The sequence below is a fragment of the Algibacter sp. YIN40 genome (assembly GCF_057219435.1).
Map to the genome: position 1 here is coordinate 160535 of NZ_JBXVVC010000003.1, position 18945 is coordinate 179479.

The 18945-nt window shown below is 32.0% G+C and carries 19 protein-coding genes; 4 read left to right on the forward strand and 15 right to left on the reverse strand.

Going from position 1 to position 18945, the window contains the following annotated elements; all coding sequences use genetic code 11:
- Nucleotides 1–16 precede the first annotated feature (16 nt).
- Together AC2D6V_RS11510 and AC2D6V_RS11515 are read right to left on the reverse strand one after the other, a co-directional pair.
- The gene (locus AC2D6V_RS11510; protein ID WP_484648345.1) at nucleotides 17–535 is read right to left on the reverse strand and encodes a flavodoxin family protein; all 519 of its coding nucleotides are present in this window, start codon (nucleotides 533–535) and stop codon (nucleotides 17–19) included.
- 161 nt (nucleotides 536–696) lie between these two features.
- Complete coding sequence (locus AC2D6V_RS11515; RefSeq protein ID WP_484648346.1) at nucleotides 697–1431, reverse strand: hypothetical protein; 735 nt, start codon at nucleotides 1429–1431, stop codon at nucleotides 697–699.
- Between the two features lie 123 nt (nucleotides 1432–1554).
- On the opposite strand from AC2D6V_RS11515, the gene AC2D6V_RS11520 reads away from it, so the two are divergent.
- The 3 genes from AC2D6V_RS11520 to AC2D6V_RS11530 all read left to right on the forward strand — a co-directional run bounded on the left by AC2D6V_RS11520 (nucleotide 1555) and on the right by AC2D6V_RS11530 (nucleotide 4486).
- Nucleotides 1555–2433, forward strand: a complete 879-nt coding sequence (locus AC2D6V_RS11520) for a PPK2 family polyphosphate kinase (RefSeq protein WP_484648347.1) — start codon at nucleotides 1555–1557, stop codon at nucleotides 2431–2433.
- Nucleotides 2434–2507: 74 nt separating this feature from the next.
- Entirely contained in the window at nucleotides 2508–3920 is a 1413-nt protein-coding gene (locus tag AC2D6V_RS11525; protein WP_484648348.1) for a M20/M25/M40 family metallo-hydrolase, read from the forward strand.
- 11 nt (nucleotides 3921–3931) lie between these two features.
- Entirely contained in the window at nucleotides 3932–4486 is a 555-nt protein-coding gene (locus tag AC2D6V_RS11530; protein ID WP_484648349.1) for a hypothetical protein, read from the forward strand.
- 3 nt (nucleotides 4487–4489) lie between these two features.
- Here the strand turns inward: AC2D6V_RS11530 and AC2D6V_RS11535 are convergent, their stop codons facing one another.
- From AC2D6V_RS11535 to lysA, 12 genes are all read right to left on the reverse strand, one after another.
- Nucleotides 4490–5239: a DUF3179 domain-containing (seleno)protein gene (locus AC2D6V_RS11535; RefSeq protein WP_484648350.1), complete on the reverse strand. Its 750-nt coding sequence runs from the start codon at nucleotides 5237–5239 to the stop codon at nucleotides 4490–4492.
- Between the two features lie 176 nt (nucleotides 5240–5415).
- The gene (locus AC2D6V_RS11540; RefSeq protein ID WP_484648351.1) at nucleotides 5416–5811 is read right to left on the reverse strand and encodes a hypothetical protein; all 396 of its coding nucleotides are present in this window, start codon (nucleotides 5809–5811) and stop codon (nucleotides 5416–5418) included.
- Nucleotides 5812–5904: 93 nt separating this feature from the next.
- On the reverse strand, nucleotides 5905–6816 hold the full coding sequence (locus tag AC2D6V_RS11545) for a hypothetical protein (protein ID WP_484648352.1): 912 nt from the start codon (nucleotides 6814–6816) through the stop codon (nucleotides 5905–5907).
- A gap of 46 nt (nucleotides 6817–6862) precedes the next feature.
- Nucleotides 6863–8158 carry an APC family permease gene (locus AC2D6V_RS11550; protein WP_484648353.1) on the reverse strand — a complete coding sequence of 432 codons (1296 nt, stop codon included), beginning with the start codon at nucleotides 8156–8158 and terminating at the stop codon, nucleotides 6863–6865.
- A 126-nt stretch (nucleotides 8159–8284) separates the two neighbouring features.
- Nucleotides 8285–9535 carry a DUF418 domain-containing protein gene (locus AC2D6V_RS11555; protein ID WP_484648354.1) on the reverse strand — a complete coding sequence of 417 codons (1251 nt, stop codon included), beginning with the start codon at nucleotides 9533–9535 and terminating at the stop codon, nucleotides 8285–8287.
- A gap of 158 nt (nucleotides 9536–9693) precedes the next feature.
- A complete protein-coding gene (locus AC2D6V_RS11560) occupies nucleotides 9694–10875 on the reverse strand; it encodes an acetyltransferase domain-containing protein (RefSeq protein WP_484648355.1) in 1182 nt (393 codons plus the stop codon).
- A 16-nt stretch (nucleotides 10876–10891) separates the two neighbouring features.
- Nucleotides 10892–12307: an MBOAT family O-acyltransferase gene (locus AC2D6V_RS11565; protein WP_484648356.1), complete on the reverse strand. Its 1416-nt coding sequence runs from the start codon at nucleotides 12305–12307 to the stop codon at nucleotides 10892–10894.
- Nucleotides 12308–12309: 2 nt separating this feature from the next.
- On the reverse strand, nucleotides 12310–13344 hold the full coding sequence (locus AC2D6V_RS11570) for a hypothetical protein (RefSeq protein ID WP_484648357.1): 1035 nt from the start codon (nucleotides 13342–13344) through the stop codon (nucleotides 12310–12312).
- Nucleotides 13345–13373: 29 nt separating this feature from the next.
- Nucleotides 13374–14414, reverse strand: a complete 1041-nt coding sequence (locus AC2D6V_RS11575) for a hypothetical protein (RefSeq protein WP_484648358.1) — start codon at nucleotides 14412–14414, stop codon at nucleotides 13374–13376.
- An 8-nt stretch (nucleotides 14415–14422) separates the two neighbouring features.
- Nucleotides 14423–14740 (reverse strand): hypothetical protein, encoded by a 318-nt coding sequence (locus AC2D6V_RS11580; RefSeq protein WP_484648359.1) that lies wholly within the window; start codon nucleotides 14738–14740, stop codon nucleotides 14423–14425.
- 2 nt (nucleotides 14741–14742) lie between these two features.
- A complete protein-coding gene (locus AC2D6V_RS11585) occupies nucleotides 14743–15615 on the reverse strand; it encodes an ester cyclase (protein WP_484648360.1) in 873 nt (290 codons plus the stop codon).
- 325 nt (nucleotides 15616–15940) lie between these two features.
- Complete coding sequence (gene lysA, locus AC2D6V_RS11590; protein ID WP_484648361.1) at nucleotides 15941–17176, reverse strand: diaminopimelate decarboxylase; 1236 nt, start codon at nucleotides 17174–17176, stop codon at nucleotides 15941–15943.
- Between the two features lie 198 nt (nucleotides 17177–17374).
- On the opposite strand from lysA, the gene sucC reads away from it, so the two are divergent.
- Nucleotides 17375–18565 (forward strand): ADP-forming succinate--CoA ligase subunit beta, encoded by a 1191-nt coding sequence (sucC, locus tag AC2D6V_RS11595; RefSeq protein ID WP_484648362.1) that lies wholly within the window; start codon nucleotides 17375–17377, stop codon nucleotides 18563–18565.
- 39 nt (nucleotides 18566–18604) lie between these two features.
- On the opposite strand, the gene AC2D6V_RS11600 is transcribed toward sucC, so the two are convergent.
- Nucleotides 18605–18865, reverse strand: a complete 261-nt coding sequence (locus AC2D6V_RS11600; RefSeq protein WP_298236797.1) for a DUF1456 family protein — start codon at nucleotides 18863–18865, stop codon at nucleotides 18605–18607.
- Nucleotides 18866–18945: the final 80 nt, after the last annotated feature.

The window sequence follows — 18945 nt, forward strand, 5'->3', positions numbered from 1 at the left end:
ACATAGGATTAGACTTTTAAGACAGCCTCTTTTTTATTGTATCTATAAAGTTATCTATTATAAGTTTTACTTGGTTATTAATTGAATTATTTTCAACGTAGGTATGAATATCTCCTAAATAGTGCATTCCCAAGTAGTTTGCAGATTCTACAAAAGGCATCGAAAATTCTTCTTTTATATCATCTTGATTACTAATACTAATCATAGCCATGTTCTTTCCGCGTAACTCTCTTCCAGTATTTTTATGTATTCTTAATAAATCTGAAATTCTATCAAAAAATACTTTTAAAATCCCACTCATTGCGTACCAATAAACTGGGGTTGCAAAAATAATAGTATCGTAGGTATTTATAATGTGAGTCATTAAATCTATAAAATCATCATTTTCATTTTGGTATTCATAGTCATAATGACCAATATTTTTTGTTCGCAAGTCTATAATATCAACATCAATTTTTGATTTTATATATTCTACAATTTTGCCGGTATCTCCTTTACTTCTAGAACTCGCTTGAATAATTACTGTTTTTTTCATAATTCAAAATAACAGTAAAAAAGCCTATTAATGATAGGTTTTAAATAGAAACAATTAATACAATACTTTATGAAATTGATAGTAATAATTGCGAAATAAAAAAGGACTAGTCTTTAAACTAATCCCTTTTTATTGAGTTTTATATGTGTATTTTTTTCTGCTTATTCTTCATCGCAAAGATCTAATCGAGACAAATAATTAGTCGTTAAACCTTTTATGTTTTCTATTAGTAAAAGCTTAATTTCTTCAACGCTTTTATCTTCAATTTTTTCTTCTTTAGGTTTTATATCTGCTAAAGTATTAGGGTCGCAGTCACAAATTTCTAATATACTATTGTACGTTTCTATATTATTTGCAATAGCTTCTTTATAAGTGTTAATTAAGCGCTCTTTTTTAAGATTCGCCTCCTTTTCTTTTTGAAACGCAAGTTTTGCTTTAATTTGTGCTTCTTTCTCTTTCAATTCAATTTGTAACTGTTCAAGTTCATTTTTTTCAGACTCTAAAGTCAAAAGCTCTTCTTCGTCATTTGTCAAAACTGTGAATTTGTCGAGTTCCACAATACTTTTTTGAGCAATATCTCTGGCACGTTTTACATAAAAACGACCATCCTCATAGGTACCAGCATTTTCGACGTGAGCTAAAAGTTTAGCGCCATCATAGGCTAAATCATAAGCGCTTTCGCAACCACATGCTTTTAGTTTTTCTTTAGATCGCTCAAAAGCTTCTAAAGATCTATTTGAATAATATTTTAAATGCGAAATATTGTTAGATTTATATGCCGATTTCACATGAGAATAGGCATAGAGTAAGTCTGAGTCTGCATCTTCACATTTAGATTGCGCAAATGAAAGCGTTGAAACTAAAAAAAGCAAGACTAAAAAGTAAGATTTTTCCATATTAAACAGGTTAAGTTTATGTAAATTAACGACGAATGTATTAAAAATATCGTTAAAAGACATGTATTTCATCGAAAAAATGGATTTAGTATATTTATAGAATCTTAATATCGAAATATACCTATGAAGAAAATAAACCTTGAAGAATTCAAAATAAAATCACCAATCCAAATAAAATCACAATCATCAACTTACAATTTAGACGCTTCTAAAAACACCATAGAAGATGAACTGAATGATATTAGTAAGAAGCTAGGAAAACTTCAAAATACGATGTACGCGCACGGTAAATATTCGGTACTTGTATGTTTACAAGGGATGGATACTTCTGGAAAAGACAGTTTGGTTCGTGAAGTGTTTAAAGAATTTAATGTTCGAGGTATTGAAGTCCATAGTTTTAAAGTGCCAACTGAAGTTGAGTTAAATCACGACTATTTGTGGCGCCACTATATTGTGCTTCCAGAGCGTGGAAAATTTGGAGTTTTTAATAGAACACATTATGAAAATGTTTTAGTAACTCGTGTGCATCCTGGATATATTTTGGGTGAAAACATACCATCAGTAAATTCTGTTGAAGATGTTAACGAAGCTTTTTGGGATAAACGATTTGAACAAATCAATAATTTTGAAAAGCATATAGCAGATAATGGTACCATTATATTTAAGTTCTTTTTAAACTTATCTAAAGAAGAACAAAAAAATCGACTTTTAAGACGCTTAGATAAGCAAGAAAAGAATTGGAAATTTTCACCTGGCGATTTAAAGGAGCGTAAGCTATGGGAAAAGTACCAGGATTGTTATGAAGATGCTATTAATAGAACTTCTGAAGAACATGCACCTTGGTATAATATTCCTGCCGATGATAAACCTACGGCGCGTTACATTGTCGCTAAAATAATGTATGATACATTAAGTAAGTATACCGATATTCAAGAACCTGAATTGGATGATGATATTAAAGCCAATATTGAATTGTATAAACAACAACTAAAGAGTGAGTAGTTTTTTTATGATTTCTTTTAGACTAATGCTTTTATAAAATAGTATTTTAGACATCAAATTTCACGTTATATTTTATGATAAATCTTAGATTACTTATAGTAATTTGCTTGCTTACATTTTCATTTAATTCAACTTCACAAACAGATGAAGAAGTTATTAAAGATATTTATAAAACATCTTTAACTAATGGTCAAAGTTATCATTGGTTAAATTATTTGTCAAACCAAATAGGTAGCCGTTTGTCGGGATCTTATGGTGCAGAAAAAGCAGTCGCATGGACAAAGGAGGAATTAGAAAAATTAGGTTTGGATAAGGTTTGGTTGCAACCAGTAATGGTTCCAAAATGGATTCGAGGTGCCAAGGAATATGCCTATATCGAATCGGGTTCAGGTAAAACATCTATAGTTAATATATGTGCATTAGGTGGTTCTGTTTCAACACCATCACTCGGTTTAAAAGCAGGTGTAGTAGAAGTTCAAAATTTTGAAGAATTAGCAATTCTTGGTGAAGAGACGGTTGCTGGCAAAATTGTATTTTATAATCGCCCGATGCAGCCAGATTTAATTCATACGTTTGAAGCTTATGGGGGCTGTGTTGATCAACGCTACAAAGGGGCGGTAGAAGCCGCAAAATATGGAGCTATAGGTGTACTTGTCCGTTCTATGAATTTACGTTTAGATGATTTGCCACATACAGGCGCGATGACTTATGATGATTTACCAGTAAACAAGCGCATACCATCTGCAGCGATAAGTACCAATGATGCTGAATTGTTGAGTGCTATGCTTAAGTTAGATAAGTCAATAAGTTTCTATTTTAAGCAAAGCTGTAAGCAGTTAAAGGATGTATTGTCTTATAATGTTGTTGGAGAAATTACTGGTTCCGAATTTCCTAAGGAATATATGCTCGTTGGTGGCCATTTAGATTCATGGGATTTAGGTGATGGCTCACACGACGATGGAGCAGGAGTAGTGCAATCTATGGAAGTATTACGCTTGTTGAAAGAAGTTGGTATTAAACCAAAACGGAGTATTCGCGTAGTTTTGTTTATGAATGAGGAAAACGGTTTACGTGGTGGTAATAAATATGCAGAAATTAGTAAACAGAAAAATGAAAAACATGTATTTGCATTAGAGAGTGATTCTGGTGGTTTTACACCTAGAGGTTTTAGTTTCGATTGTAATGATGCTAGTTTTAATCAAGTTTTACAATGGAAGCCCTTATTTAAACCATATTTAATCCATTATTTTGAAAAAGGCTATGGCGGTGCAGACATTGGTCCATTAAAAAGTGATGCCATGGTTTTAGCAGGTTTGCGTCCCGATTCACAGCGTTATTTCGATCATCATCACGCTAGTAATGATACGTTCGATGCCGTTAATAAAAGAGAATTAGAATTAGGCGCTGCAACCATGACATCATTAGTGTATTTGTTTGATAAGTACGGCGTGAACCCTATTGCTAATCCAAATAAAATAAAAAATTAGAATTTTATAAAATGAAAAAAGTCACTTTAATTTTAGCCGTATTTTTATCGGCAATGGTTTATTCACAGAACACAAACGATTTACCTTATTCTGATATTTCGAATACGCCAGAGACGTATACTCCTGGGGCGGTAGCAGCGAGAATGGTTGATGGATTAGGGTTTCGATATTATTGGGCAACAGAAGGATTAACAGAAGTTGATTTAGCTTATAAACCTAGTGAAACAGGGAGAACCATGGATGAAAACTTAGGCCATATGTATAATCTTTCTAATTTTATATTACGGACTTTATTAAAAGAAACAGGTAAACAAGAAGAAGTGAAATTCAATTTTGAAGATAAACGTAGAGAGACTTTACTTAATTTTAAGAAGGCTTCAGATATTTTGATGAAAAGTGAAGATCTTTCAGAATTTGATAATAATAGATTTCCTTTCTGGAATCTTATAAACGGTCCTATAGCAGATGCATTATGGCATTGCGGTCAAATTGTAATGCTAAGGCGTGCTTCTGGGAATCCTTTTAATTCTAATGTGAGTGTGTTTGCTGGGAAATTAAGGGATTAGATTTTACTTTGAATATTTTTCTACAATATGGTTAACATTCTTAATGTTTTTCCATGTTTTGGGTCTATCAAAATCTTGTCCGGAAATAAGAACTAATGCATTAGGATAGTTTTCTTTTATTTGTTTCCAAGTAGTGTCTTCCCAAAAAGCTTTATTCATTTCAAGTAGCTCAACACCTTTTAGAGGACCTGATACTGCTTTACCAATTAAAGGCCACCAAAGACTTTCGGTATCTCTATCCCAAAGGATAAATCCATCTAATCCATTCCAAATGTCTTTATCGAAATAGGTGTAACCACTTAAAGCAAATGTTAAAGTAGTATCATCATATTTTCGTTTATAAATAGCCCCTAAATCTGCCAAAATACAATAAGCCGCCATTATGGGCTCACCATCTAAGCTGTCATTAACAATTTCATGTTTGGTTAAATCTTTTACTGAATAGGCTTTTATATCATTTCCTTTATGAGCTATTAAAAAACGATCTTCATCGTTCCATTTCTTATCGGCTAATGCTACATTTTCGAACTCTGGGTTGAGAAGTGCGGGAAATCGTTCGCGACCAATACCATAATGGAATTGATCTTCTTTTAAGTCCAAATTATTTATAATAAAATGCTGGCTTTCTAGTTTACCACCATAAAGGACTTTGTTTCCGTTTAGTTCAAAAAATTTACCCTTTTCTTTTGCGCTTGGTCTTTGAGAAAAACTATTTAAAGAGATAAATAATAATAAAAATAAAGAAAGTTTCATTAGTTTGAGTTTTTTATAAAAAAGAGGTTGTCTAAAAAGTAAACTCAATGTCATATTGAGAATATCGAAATATTTTTTACTTACTGATAATCAATATCAGTTTCGACAAGCTCAACTTGACAAAATGGATTCTATTGGCTTTTTAGACAGCCTCTTTCAATTTAATTAATACTTTTTTAGTCTCTTCCCAATAAATAGCCAATTACGGCACCAGCAACTCCGAAACGAACTCCGAAGGAAAGCGCACCAATAATTACACCAGTTAGGTCTGTTAAATCACTTGTAGCAAGAGTTTCTAATGTTTGACAACCTCCAATAAAGGCACCAATTATAAAACCTGCTTGGGCACCAGTTGCATATGTTTTAATTTGAGCCCATCTGCTAAATATTATTACAATCAAGGTAGCATATAATACTTCCATTAAGATAATAATTGGCAAGTCTAGTTTAGTGAAAACTTCTGAAACGTTTTCTCCAGTTAGGGCATGAAAGCCCATAATAACATAAATTAAATACCCTAGACCAAAAAGGGAAATTGTGCCACCAATAATGGCAAGAACTTTATTTTTCATTATCATTAGTTTTATAAACTTCAATAAAGAAGTTTGGTTAGTTGATATAAATATAACGAATTTAAACTACTGATAATTAGATTGATGTAAAGTTTAAGGTTCTATTGGCTCCTTTAAAAGTATTTTGCAGATTTGAAAATAACCATTTCTTGTACTTGATATTAATAAGTTTATATCCTTAGGCGACCAGGACGGGAGTATATCGACTTCATCATTAAATGTTATTTGCCGTTTACTTTTTCCATCGTGCTTCATAATATAAATTTCGGGTTTTCCACCTCCAACCGTAGCAGAATAAACAACTCTAAGTTTATTATTAGAAAGTTTAGCATAGTTACTGTGATTCTTGAAATAAGTAAGTCTAGAACGTTTCTCGGTAATAATATTGTAGGTGTAAATTACATCGGTTTCTTTTTCATTATTTTTATTAGAATGATATAAAAAATAATTACCTCTTCTTGAAAATTGCGGATATAAATTATTAAATGAGTCGTCAATAAGTTTTTTTGGTCGTTTCCCTTTATAATGAATATGGTATATATCGAAATCGCCTTTTGGGTCTTCTAAATTAAAAACGATTTCAACACCATTAGGAGCGTATTGAGCTCGTGATTTATTTCCAGCTAAGGGAATTGCAATTTTAGAAACTTTATAATTATCTAAGTTAAGTTTGTAGATTTCGGTCATTCCTAATCTATCCGATTCAAACAGAATGATATTCTTGTATGGATGCCAAGTGGGACGCCTGTCGTTAAAAGAGTTTGTAAGTAACCTTTTTTGATTCCCTCCGTTTATGTCCATGGTGTATAGCTGCCACTTACCGGTTCTGTTAGATTCAAATAATATTTTTGTACCATCTTTATTATAACTAGCGTATCTGTTATCCGATGTCGTGTTTGTGAGTTGTTCTTCTTTATATCCGAATTCTTGTGCAATAGCATTTAAACTATAGCAAAAAAAAGCAAGCAGAAGTACTAAATTTTTGAAGGACTGAGTAGGAGGCATTTCAAATAGGCTAATTAATAACAGCACTAAGATAAAAATAAATACTTTAGACTCGTTTTTTTATAAACTTAATAACACCAAATAAAATAGTAAGAAATGCAATACCTATAACTGTAGCGATCATTTCTTTTGAAGACATATTATATAAAAAATATAAAATAACAATTATTGCCAGTAAAGGAACTATAAACCCTCCAGGTATTTTAAATTCCCCTTCTTTCGATTTATGGGTTTTGCGCATTTTTATTACTGATAATGCTACGGCTAAATATACAATTAACATGGCACTACTTGCAATTATGGCTAATTTTTCAAAACTACCGCTAGCGGCAATTATAAAAACAATAAAAGCATAAACAATAATAGCTACGTGAGGTGTCGCAAACGATTTGTGAATTTTTGCTAAAGATTTTACAGGAATAACGTTGTCCCTAGCCAGTGCATAAACTACCCGAGGATTATTAAGTATGGAACCGCTTAAGTAACCAAACATGGATATGATAGCTCCAAAAAATAATATTGTATAACCAATTGGTCCTAATGCTACTCTAGCAGTTTCTGCTAAAGGTATTGCTGTAAAGTTTGCTAAGTCACTGCCTAAAACACCTTGCGAAACGGTTTGAACTAGAATATATAATATTACAACAACAAAAATGCTTATAAATATAGCTTTGGGAACCGTACGCTTTGGATTAATAACTTCTCCGCCAACAATTAACCCAGTTTCAGCCCCTTGAAAAGCAAAAAATAAAATAAGAGACGTTTCGCCAAGTGTTTTAATACTTGGCATGGAGTCTATAGATAAATTATTAAATGAGACTCCTTTCCATCCTAAAATTACAAGTATTAGCAAGGGAATGAGTTTTGCTAGCGTGTTAAATTTTACTAATCCGATACCTTGTTTTAATCCAAGAATATTTATGTAAGCAAATCCAAAAAATATAATGAAAAGCACGGATAATCGAACCCATTCAATTTCAAAAAACGGATTAACAGATGCTAGCATGTTTGCTAAGGCATTTGAAACGGCAGCATCTGCAAAGAAGGCACTTATCATAACAAACACCCCCCCTAGAAATCCAGCATAGTCACCAAATGCCGTTTCTATATAGGTGTATGGGCCACCAGTATTGGTAACTTTACTTCCAGCTTCCGCAAAGCAAAGCATTACCAATGCGATTAGAATACCACAAAAAAGATAAGCGATAAGGCTAGAAGCGCCCATTTTGGAAGCTATTATAGCAGGAAGAGCAAATATACCAGCACCAATAATTATATTTATAATGTTGGCAGATAAACCTAAAGTGCCAATGCGTCTTTTTAAACCATCATTTTTAATCATCGTATCAAAATTTTATAAATAGCTGAGTCACCATTTGTCTTTATTGTTAGCTTTATAGATAATAATTTTTTAATGAGTAATATTTTAGCATCAATATCAATTCGTCACAAGTTTCTTCATAGCATATTATTTTTTTATGGACATACGTTTTCCATAAGTCAATTGCCTCCAAATCCATTCGATAGGACCAAATTTATAATATTGCAACCACCAACGGCTAAGTAAGTTTTGGCAAATGTATATTCCAATAACTAAACCAAATAGGCCTGTATAGCCAATTTTGCCAGTTAAACCAAAACCAAATCCGTGAAATAAACTTATCGATATTAATGTTTGAAATAAATAATTAGATAAAGCTGTTCTTCCTACGGGAACAAACCAAGTTAACCAAGTAGTTTTCTTTTGACAAAGTAGTGCAATTGAGGCAGCATAAGCAATAGCTAATGGTACTGTGCCAAAAGCATAAGTTACTGTATGCACAAAACTCCAAGTTATATTTTTATCTAAATAAAATTCGATTATGCCTCTAAAAACGCTGAAGGGAAAACCTATTAAAAAGCCATACAAAGCGATGCACTTTAATAGTTTGGTGTTCTCCAAAATATTTTCATTTAAAATTTTTCGTCCTGTCCAAATCCCTATTAAAAAGATACCTAAAACTTTAAATATTCTACCTTCCTGCAATATCATGCCAATTCTTAAATAATACCTTTTTAGATTAGCTTTAAAGAATATTTCAATATTATCTAAATGAAAGTACTGCAGGTTATCAGGCCTTAGCTGACCGTTTCCTATATCCAGCATTGGTAAACCTAAATCTTGCCAATACTCACCATAGCTATTAAAAAAATATATAAAATAAAATGAACCTGTAGAATAGATTAGAATCCAATGCAGTAAGGGGAATAGAATTAAAATACTTGCCCATATAAGTAATTGTTTATTTGTTTTATGTCTAAATATAATTAGAATAAAACCTAATAAGGCGTATAATGTTAAAATATCACCAACCCAAAAGAAAACTAGGTGACATAGTCCAATTATGGTAAGCCAGAACATGCGTCGACTAAAAAATGGAACGAAGGGTTTGTTCGATTTTTTAAGATTGTTGTATTGCACGACAAAACCAATACCAAATAGTAAAGAAAAAATGGAATAGAATTTACCATCTATTAAAATATATATAATGAATTCTAAAATTTCATCGAATGCAGATGTAGCAAAAGACTTTAAAGTATCTTCTGGTAAAAAATAATACCCTGAGAAATAAATAATATTTGCAGAAAAAATAAATAAAATGGCTATACCACGAAGAATATCTAGATAAGCAATTCGCTCTTTTAAACTTAAGGGTTTTGGTTGATTCGTTTTTGTCATATAGGTAAGTTGGTTTGTTAAAAATGAGTGAAAGCTAAAATAATAATGAACATCTTCCAATGCCATAATCACTAATACAGCATTTCTTAAAATAACTATTTATTGAATTCTATTAGATTTTATGTTCATCAATATTATATCGTTTATTAAATAAATTTTTATAAATAGCTTAACCACCATTTGTCTTTATTAGTCGCTTTGTAGGTCATGTATTTTTTTGAAGGGAAGTACAGTAAAATAATAATTGCAATCCAAACTATGTAAACTATAAAAAGGGAATAGCCATTTTTTGTAAGTGTCGATATTGGGTTTCCATTAGCTTTTAACAATTCTCTCCAATTATCATTTAATAAGATAAGGACAATAATTGCAGTTACATGTATAACAAATACATGCAAGAAATAATAAAAGAGCGGCACACGACCAAAAACTAGAATAAAGTCGGTTAGTTTGTTTTTTATAGTTTCAATACTGTATAAAAATAATAATGAAGGTCCAATTGTAATAAGCAAGTATGCCAATGACGGTGGATATTTAGTTACCTTAAAAAATGACAGAATGGTTTTAGTCGTTGTATCTTGCATTGACCAAGGAGCCAAATCACCATAGACGTTCGCTCCCCTTAGTATAAAAAATAATATTACCGAGCTAAGTCCTAACCTTAGTAGCCATTTTTTTCTAGTATTAATATCAAAACCTCTAGTGTATAAAGAACCAAAACTGTATCCTAATACAATTAAACCTATCCATGGTATTACTGGGTATGCAAAATAAAGGAATGTAGATTCACTAATTTGAATGCCACTTGGTTGATGCAGTACATACCATAAAACAGATTTAAAACTATCGCCAGTTGCAATAATATTATCTAATAAATTATGTCCAGCTACCAGTAAAAAGCCAACAATTAAAAGAGCTTTTTTGGGAAGATAAATAAGAAAAGATAAAACCACCATACTTAGTCCAATAGCCCAAATAACTTGGAGAAGAACAAAGCTATACGATATGTCAAAAAACCAAAGGAGGTTGTTTAAAAAGATTTCTAAAATAATAAGCCAAATACCACGCGTAAATAAAAATTTAAAAAGTTGAGGTTTTGTTTTATTGCTACCATATAAAAAGGCAGAAGTACCTGCTAAGAAAACAAAAACAGGGGCACAATAATGCGTTATAAATCTTGTGAAAAATAATATTGGTGTAGTGGTTTCCAAATTAGTTGGGTCGCCAATGGAAGCACCATAATGGAAATAGTCTCTAGTATGGTCTAACGCCATAATAATCATAACAACCCCTCTTAAAATATCTATGGATTCGATTCGAGAGGATTTGACTAAACTCATATAATGCTTTTAAATTTTAAAACTGAAAATAAATAAACTGCTCACCACTACCTTGCGCAATGATTATTAAAAAAGTCATAAATGCCCAAACTAATCCTAGAACATAAGGAGAGGTTTTTAAAGATACTTCTTTCATAGAAGTATTTCGCATAACCCAATGGCATAGAAACAAAATAGCTATCACCACACTTACTTTTAAAATGTCAAAAGAACCTAAAATCTTTTCACCATCAGTTTGCATATAAAACATAGACTTTATCATATTCCAAGCTGTGTCAAACTCTCTCGCTCTAAAGAAGACCCAAGTAATGTTAACACAGGAAAACGTTATAAATGCTAGAAATATGCCATTCCATTTAGTTATTTTGAATGGTAAATAACGTCTTTGTAATCTCTCTAAAATTAAATACGTGCCATGTAATCCGCCCCAAACCATAAAAGTCCAAGCGGCACCGTGCCATAAGCCACCTAAAAGCATAGTTAACATTAATGCTACATACATTCTTGTAATACCGTGTCTATTTCCTCCAAGAGGAATATATAAATAGTCTTTTAACCAAGAGGATAAAGAAATATGCCAACGTTTCCATAAATCTGAAAACCCTAATGAGGCATAAGGGTATCTAAAGTTATCTGGTAATATGATACCTAGCATTAACGCGATACCAATAGCGCAAGTTGAATAACCAGCAAAATCAAAAAAGATTTGACCAGAAAAAGCTAGGGTACCTATCCAAGCATCAATACCATGTAGTAATTTACCAGAACCAAAAACAGCATCAGATGTGTCGGCAAGTAGCGTATCTGCCATAACAACCTTTTGAAACAATCCTATTGTAAGAAGAAATAAACCCCAAATAAATTGATTGGTTGTTGCTTTCTTCTCTTCATAAAACTGGGTAATTAAATCTTTTGCTCTTACAATTGGTCCTGCAACTAATTGAGGAAAGAACGTTACATACAATGCAAAATCTAAAAACGTTCTTGCAGGTTCGATTTTACGTTTATACATATCTATGGTATAAGACATGGTTTGAAATGTGTAAAATGAAATCCCCATTGGCAAAATTATGTCCATTGGTCTTGCTTGAAAGTCTATGCCAATACTGTTCATAATGACTACAAAATTTTCAAGAAGAAAATCTCCATACTTAAAGAATGCTAAAAAACCAAGGTTTACGAACATACTAAGAAGCAACCACATTTTTCTTTTTTTTTGATTTTCTTCAACTGCTAATCTTTTACCAGCAGTCCAATCGACTATGGTGGATATCCATAACAAGATGACTAGTGGAGGATTCCACATGCCATAAAACACGTAACTGGATAATAGCAGCATACGCTTTTTTCCTGTCCAATTAAAAATTTTAGAATAGTATAATACTAGAACTATAACTAAGAATAATACGAAACTTAATGAATTAAATAGCATGGTTAGTTGGTTTTTAAATTAGACAAAGTACCATCAGATTTCATAATCTTTATAAGTTCTTTCGTGAAAAATTGAGCGTCTTTCGTGGCTAAATGTGACCATTCAGGTAAGAATAAATCTTGAAACTGTTCGAAATCTAAATAGTTATAGCCCTTGGCTTCAGATTTTTTAACTAAAGGGTCCCAGTTTTCTTCTCGTGCGAAGGCCATACCTTCTATTTCTTTAAACATTCCAGATGAAGGACATCTTACTAATATTAAATTACCACCTTTAGCTTTGAATTTTTTCGCTAATTCAACAAATGCCGCAGTAGTACCCTCTTTGTCTGGAGGAGGGTTATCTCCTGAAAGTAAAAATTCCCATACGCTTTTGACAGTATTTGCGTAGGCCGTGTCGGTTTCCATGCGCTCTGGCATTTTCATATGTCTATCAAGGGTTATTTCTTCGAAGTTGTTCCAAGCAGGATAAACCGGACCAGCTCTATCATCTCTAAATTGATGAAGTAATGTTTTTAAATCAACATCAGAATCCCAGTCTTCGTCTCCATCTCTATAAAATGCAAGATTTTTTTGTAATGGTACTGAAAGCGAATGATTAATTCTTTGTGCATAAGTCCTTTTATAATAATAATCTACTAGCGATTGAGGGCGTTTCATAAACTCAGCTTCTGGATATGCAGTAGAAAAAAGTAAAAATTCAGTTATACCGGCTATGATGGTACCATTAAAATCTGTATTTTCAACAATATCTTTTAATATAGGAATGGGAGAAGAGCCTTGTGCGGCTAACATCACAGGGTCTGTTTTGGTTTCTTCTTTCCAGATATCCAATTGTATATCGTATAAAATTCTAGAAGACCCTATAAAAACAACCGTATTATCTTTAATATTTTCAAGCTTTGCCCTTTGGTTAGCCCAAAGGTTCTTGTTGTCATCTATGTTCGGTTGTAAACCTTGAGAACGCCAATAGCTTTCCCAAGATATGGTTGCTATAACAGTAATTGTAATTGCAACGATTAGTGTTAGTTTTAATTTCATTTTGGTTGGTTTTTGGTTTAATATATATACTATTTATGTCTTTTTAAATAACCATCTTCAATTAATTTGTTTACCATGTCTTCCGTATAAGTTAAGGCGTCTGTATAATACATATGTGACCAATCGGGCAACGTATGCTTAGACATGAATTCATGGTCTTCAAAATGGTAGGAAGGGCATTTGACTTCTTTTATAAACGCGTCCCAAACTTTTTCTCGTGGCAAAAATCTTTTTGTAGCCTTATTCCAAGGTTCTTCAGCTTTATGTCGAACAAAAATAATTTTACCACCACGGGCTTTAAATACATCTATAACTTTTTTGTAATAATTGATAATCCCTGGTATTTCATCTTTTATAACATCAAAAGTTGGTATGTTAGGCAAAAATCCGTCCCATACATATGTTATTTTCTTTATAAATTCGGAATTATTTTGCATAATAGGAAGCATAATAAGATTTCTATCTTCATCATGATAACTAAAGTTATATAGCATTCTTTCTTCAGGAAGCCTCCCTGGAATTGAAATTCTTCCAATAAGTGATTTTAAATCTAAGTCATTGTAGAACTCGAGTTCAGATGAGGTTAGCATTACTAAATTTCTATGTAGTGGTTTAGAAAGTGCCTGCCCTAATTTTTGTGCATAAGATTGATTATTATAATGTTTTATCCATTGGTTCGCTGGTTGCCACCAAGGATTATCAGCAACGTCAAACCAAAAAAGTGGTGTTATTCCAATAATTATTGTACCATTGAACGTGGTGTTTTCGACAATATCATTTAAAAAAGGACCAGGAGGTTTACCATCAGTGGATAAGTTAATAGGCTTTACGCCTTGAACTTCTTCCCATTTATGCGTATTAAAATTAAAACCTGTTCTGGACGAACCAATTAATATTATATCTTCCTGCGTTGCTGTTTCTACTTTGGCTCTATGTTCAGCCCATAAATATCTGTCGTCTTCTACAACAGCTTTGTAAAACTCTGGTTTTGTACGCCAATGCAATTCCCAAAAGGTTAAACCTATAAAGGCAAAGATTATAGCTATAACAAGTGATTTTTTTAAATGCATTTCATCAATTATAACTCAATTATTTTAATCAGTTTTAAATGTTTGCTTCTTTTGGTAAGTAATATAACGCCAGCTCCAAATAACAAGATGAATAAATCATGCATTGTACCCTCAAATAGCATTTCATTTATAATCCAAACTTTTAAATTAAGCCCATCTGAGTCACCGGCAATACTTGGGACGGAATAAGCAAAGGGCAAACCCATGCCGTTAATGTTCATTAAAAGAATACCTAGAAGTGCTATACCGCGAATAACATCTAGTGAATTTATTCGCGATTTTTTATTGGTGGGTTTATAGTTGGGAAGGTTGGTTAAGTTTTGCATATTTATTTGTTAAAAGCATCATTAAGATGTTTGGTATCAACATATTGTTGAAATGCAATGACTTTCCCCTCATTTAATGACCAAAGATGGGCTACTTGAGCATCGATAACAGCACCATTCTTTTTTAATTTTCCATTGTAACGCAGCGTAGCAAGAACTTGGTTGTTTGACATATCAAGAAGTTTTAAGTCTGCAACTTTAAAATACTCATAGTCTTCCCCAACTCGAGCGAAAATCCCATTTAAAACAGCATCAGGACCTATGTAAGGATTACCATCAGCATAAGCATTTCCTTCGGCTTCATTCCAAACCACTTTAGGGTCGAGAGCCGCAAGTACTGCTGGAATATCTCCAGTACCAAAAGCGTTATAAAGGTCATCAATAACTCTTACATTATCTGGTGAAGAAACTATGCCTAACTGTTTTAAAAACAGCATATTATCCATGAAATCTTGTTCTTGAGAAATTTTACCATCTTTCATTTTCACCAAAGTAGTCCCTTCTATGTCTATGCTTCTTCCTGTCGCCGGAATTCCGAAGAAATTGCCTGAATGTGTTCCTTTAAAATGCCAATGTTTTACAAGTTTATCGTTTTGTCCAAAAACATCTTTTTGAGTAAATTCTACATCTGAAAACCCAGTCACAAAATTTTGATAATAAGCCTTGAAATTTTCGATTCCCACTACATTTTCTGGACTGGAAATTAAAGTAATATTGTCGGTAAAGTTGGTTTCATTAATTAGGTCTAGGTTACCTTTATTAATAATCTCATCCCATGTTTGGGAGTACATTTCAATATCCTTGTTGATTTTAGAATCGCATGATATAAAACTAATCACGATTGAGAACAGTAAAATTTTAAATAGATTTTTCATAAGGAAAAAAGTTTTATTGGTTAGATTTAAATATTTATTTAAAATAAGAGAATAGGAAGTCAATTAGGAATAACAAATGTTAATGGAATTAATAAAATGAATAAAATAGCAAGAAGTGAATACCGTATTAGGCAATTTGAATGATTCAAACATATATTGTCTTTTATATTTAACTGCTATTAAAAAAGACTCAGGGAATAATGGAGTAAGTTAGGAAATTTAAATATGCTAAACAAGCAAGTAATATTTGAAGGGCTTATTTAAAATAAAAAATGCCCAACTTTTTTAGAGTCGGGCACTTTCTTGAATTAGTTTAGTTTGTTGTTTATTTTACCAATTCTTTTGCTTTTTTGCTACTGAAATTAACCTCGACTTGGTTTTTAAGAATATCATCAAAAGTTTCTCTTTTGCGTATTAAATGTGCTTTTTTATTATGCCATAATACTTCTGCTGGTCGATAACGTGAATTGTAATTACTGGCCATAGAGAAGCAATAAGCTCCCGCATTTTTAAATGCTAAAACATCACTTTCGTTAATTTCATTAATACGTCGATTGTTTCCAAACGTATCTGTTTCACAGATATAACCAACAACAGTATAAAAACGTTCACGACCTTTTGGATTGGAAATGTTTATAATATCATGATGCGAGCCATATAACATGGGTCTAATTAAATGGTTGAAGCCAGAATCTACTTGTGCGAAAACAGTTGAGGTTGTTTGTTTTACGGCATTAACTTTAGTTAAAAAAGTACCAGCTTCGCTTACTAGAAATTTTCCAGGTTCAAAAGCTAATGTTAATTCTTTGCCGTAATTTTTACAAAATTCATTAAACTTAGTTGATAATTTTTTTCCTAACTCTTCAATATTGGTTTCAATATCTCCAATTTTATAAGGAACTTTGAAACCTGAACCAAAGTCAATAAAGTCTAAATTCTTAAACTGATTCGCTGTTTCAAACAATATTTCACTAGCATAAAGAAATACATCAATATCTAAAATATCACTGCCAGTATGCATGTGTATACCATTAATAGTCATTTTAGTATTTTCAACTATGCGAAGTAAGTGCGGTATTTGATGGATAGATATTCCAAATTTAGAATCTATATGACCAACTGAAATATTCGCATTCCCACCAGCCATGACATGTGGATTTATACGTATACAAACTGGAATATTAGGGTGTTTTGTACCAAACTGCTCTAAAATAGAAAGATTATCTATATTAATTTGAACACCTAATTCGGCTGCTTTTTCAATTTCAGATAAAGAAACGCCATTTGGTGTAAAAATAATTTGTTCCGGTTTAAATCCAGCCCCTAAACCTAAATTAACCTCTTGTATCGAAACTGTATCAATACCAGATCCAAGCGTATTAAACAATTTTAAAATAGATATATTTGACAGTGCTTTTACAGCATAATTTATCTTTAAATGTTTAACATTCTTAAAAGCATTGGTTAATCGATTATATTGACTAGTTATTTTTTCTGAATCATAAACATAAACAGGACTTCCAAACTCTTCTGCAACCTGTAATAATTGACTGTTAGTCATAACACTTCATATTTTTTAACAAAGATATTTCTTTAGCCTTAAAATAAAATTAAAAATCAATATTTAAACAAATTAAACAAAATGTTAATTATATAACAATAAGTGATAAAGATTAAATTCCTTGTTTTCTTAATTAAAATATTAGTGTAATTAGCAGCTATTATTTACATTTGCTCATCTTAAATTATTAAGCAAATTATGAATTTACACGAATATCAAGGTAAAGAAATACTAAATAGTTTTGGGGTACGTATTCAAAGAGGGATAGTTGCTCAAAATGCCAATGAAGCTGTTGCTGCAGCAAAACAATTAACTTCTGAAACGGGAACTAGTTGGCACGTTATTAAAGCGCAAGTTCATGCTGGTGGTCGTGGAAAAGGTGGAGGCGTGAAATTAGCCAAAAACTTAAAAGAGGTTGAACAAATAGCTGGACAGATTATTGGAATGAACCTGATTACGCCTCAAACTTCGGCTGAAGGAAAAAAAGTTCATCAAGTTTTAGTGGCCGAAGATGTTTATTATCCAGGTGAAAGTGAAACAAATGAGTTTTATATGTCTGTGCTTTTAAATAGAGCTACTGGTCGTAATATGGTAATGTATTCTACCGAAGGAGGCATGGATATTGAAACGGTTGCTGAAGAAACGCCGCATTTAATATTTACTGAAGAAATTGATCCTTCAGTTGGATTAATGCCTTTTCAAGCTAGACGTGTCGCTTTTAATTTAGGATTGTCTGGTTTAGCATTTAAGGAAATGACCAAGTTCGTTACTAATTTATATATGGCTTATGTTAAGTCTGATTCTTCATTGTTTGAAATTAATCCCGTTTTAAAAACGAGCGATAATAAAATCATGGCAGTTGATGCAAAAGTCACTATTGATGATAATGCATTATTTAGACACAAAAACTATGTTGACTTACGTGATGTACGAGAAGAAAGTGCCATAGAAGTTGAAGCTGGAGAATTAGGATTAAATTATGTTGACTTAGATGGAAATGTAGGATGCATGGTGAACGGTGCAGGTTTAGCTATGGCAACAATGGATTTAATTAAACAAGCAGGAGGTGAGCCAGCAAACTTTTTAGATGTTGGCGGAACTGCTGATGCGGCTAGAGTAGAAGCAGCATTTCAGATTATATTAAAAGACCCAGCTGTAAAAGCAATCTTAATAAATATATTTGGTGGAATAGTACGTTGCGATCGTGTTGCGCAAGGTGTTATAGATGCTTATAAAAATATGGGTAATATAAATGTTCCCATTATTGTAAGACTACAAGGAACAAATGCAGATATAGCGAAAGAATTAATTGATAATTCTGGATTAGATGTTATGAGTGCTACTGAATTTCAAGAAGCTGCTGATAAAGTGCAACAAGTATTAGGATAGGCCTAATAATTTATAAAATGAGAATGAGCAATAATTAAATTAGTTGTTGCTCTTTTTTTGCGTATTAGTTTCTCCTTTTTTTGGCATCGGACCTCGCATATGAATAACCAAACCATTCAAAAAATTTCTTAAAATTTGGTCACCACATTCCATATATTTAGGGTGATCTTCTTTTCTAAAAAATGCTCCCAGTTCACTTTTTGAGATTCTAAAATCAACAAGTTTTAAGATATCTACAATATCGCTATCTCGAAGTTTTAACGCAACTCTAAGTTTTTTTAATATGTCATTATTTGTCATAAGTTTTAACCTTAAAGATAATTATTCTAGCGTTTTTATTAATTTTTTGTAAAGATACTTTATAAAAATACTGTTCAGTG